Genomic DNA, 2008 nt, shown 5'->3' with positions numbered 1-2008 from the left:
AATTATTGCTAAAATGAAAAATACTACTTTGACTTTTGGTTCAGATTCCGATTTTTGTCCTTTTGCAAATAAATCCCTAGTTGTAGCAGATTTTATATTTACGATATCAAAAATATAAGTCAACACACTCATACCGAAGTTAAATATCAACGTTAATATAACCGCTAGTATCGAAACTCCAAACTGCATTATGCTGAAATTTTCTTGCATCAATTTTCCTACTGCTAAGAACAATACTTTTCCCAATGTGATTCCAAAAACAATGGTTAGAATCGAAATAATTACAAAAAATATCGACTTTTCTTTTAGTAAAATTCTATTTATGTGTTTATTTTCCAATCCAAAAACACGATACAATCCAAATTCTTGAAATCTTCTTTTTATCAAAAACCTATTCGCATACATAATAATCGCAAATGTAAATATCGATATTATAATCGATCCGAATACTATTATCGTTCCAAATTCGTCTTGTTGCATAACATATTTGTTATCTAATAAAGATATCATTATGAACAAAATCGCCACCATAATACTTGTTGACAAAATATATGGAATATTTACAATTTTGTTTGCTTTTAAGTTTTTGAGAGCAAATTTTGTAGATAACTTAGAATTCATTATCTACACCTCTATTATTTATCACAGATAATGACTCATTTATTCTTTGCATAAATTCATTGTTGTCGCTGTTTCCCTTGTAAATTTCGTGGAACACAACTCCATCTTTTATAAATATTACTCTGTTAGAAAACGAAGCTGCCTTCACAGAGTGAGTTACCATCAATATAGTTTGTCCTAATTTATTGATTTTTGTAAATAAATCAAGTATCATTTCTGATGATTTTGAATCCAATGCCCCCGTAGGCTCATCTGCCAATATCAAATCTGGTTTTGTAATCAAAGCTCTTGCAATCGCAATTCTTTGTCTTTGTCCACCACTAACCTCATAAGGATATTTATTGACAAATGATTCAATTCCCAATAATCCTTGGATTTCAGACAATCTTTGCTCCATTTCTTTTGGCTTATAATCAGAAAGCACCATTGGCAAAAATATATTGTCTTTGTTTGAGAAAATATCCAATAAATTAAAATCTTGAAATACAAATCCAAGCTTTTCCCTTCTGAACTTTGCAACTTCGGATTCTTCTAAAGTGGATATATCTTTGCCATTTAACACAACCTTGCCATTAGTTTGCTTATCTAATGTTGATATTACATTCAGTAAAGTTGTTTTACCTGAACCTGATTCCCCCATTATTGCTATAAATTCATTCTTTTCTACAGAAAAATTCACATCTTTTAATGCTACTGTTTCAACATTTTTCGTTTTGTATACTTTTCTTACGTTGTTTAATTCTAAAATATTCATAACACCCTCCATAACTATATGTTAAATGAATTTAGAAAAAGTAGCATTTATCTAAACTAACAAAAATCATTCAATCTTACAAATTTGTAAGATTAGTTATTCACAATTATATAAAATTTACTACCTTGACCTACAACAGAGTCGACTTTCAAAGTTATTTCCAGTTTATCTGCTATAGATTTTGCCAAATACAATCCCAAACCACTCGATTTTTGTTTTAATCTTCCATTAAATCCCGAATATCCTTTATCAAAAATTCTATTGATATCTTCTTCTGGAATTCCTATTCCGTGATCTTCTATTAAAATCACGACAGCATTATCTTTTTTGAATGAATCTTAGATAATCTGTGAATTTTCAGAATATTTAATCGCATTAGAGAGGATTTGCTCCAATAATACACTTAACCATTTGCTATCAGTGATGCATTTTAAGCCATTTTTTCTAAAATCCAAACTAATATGTGAGTTGATGAACAAAAGTGAGTATTTTTTGACTAAAATATTCAGCAAATTATCCACATCAACAACGCTTATATCCATGTCTTTTTCGTGCAAATTTAGCTTCAAATAATTTATAGCCATATTCGTGTAATTGTCGATTGATTTAAGTTGCATTTTCATTTCTGTATTA

At 29.0% G+C, this 2008-nt stretch carries 3 protein-coding genes and 1 pseudogene; all 4 read right to left on the bottom strand.

Translation table 11 applies throughout. The annotated features are described in order from the left end of the window. The coding region (locus tag KHW44_RS09055) for an FtsX-like permease family protein (protein ID WP_304068700.1) at positions 1–621 on the bottom strand (621 nt) is incomplete at its 3' end. Next, positions 611–1375 (bottom strand): ABC transporter ATP-binding protein, encoded by a 765-nt coding sequence (locus KHW44_RS09050; RefSeq protein ID WP_102163988.1) that lies wholly within the window; start codon positions 1373–1375, stop codon positions 611–613. The genes KHW44_RS09050 and KHW44_RS09055, both read right to left, overlap by 11 nt. Before the next feature lie 92 nt (positions 1376–1467). Then, positions 1468–1686, bottom strand: a complete 219-nt coding sequence (locus KHW44_RS09045; protein WP_304068695.1) for an ATP-binding protein — start codon at positions 1684–1686, stop codon at positions 1468–1470. A 27-nt stretch (positions 1687–1713) separates the two neighbouring features. Next, positions 1714–2008 (bottom strand): annotated as a pseudogene (locus tag KHW44_RS09040) (sensor histidine kinase); the annotation flags it as partial.

The sequence above is a fragment of the Finegoldia magna genome (genome assembly GCF_018371055.1).
GTDB classification, from domain to species: domain Bacteria; phylum Bacillota; class Clostridia; order Tissierellales; family Peptoniphilaceae; genus Finegoldia; species Finegoldia magna_I.
The sequence above is the reverse complement of the archived record's forward strand: the minus strand, read 5'-3'. Positions and strand labels throughout refer to the sequence as shown.

What these genes read in the sequence shown, in the direction of transcription:
- KHW44_RS09050 (WP_102163988.1), bottom strand. Translation starts at nt 1,375, where the DNA reads ATGAATATTTTAGAATTAAACAACGTAAGAAAAGTATACAAAACGAAA.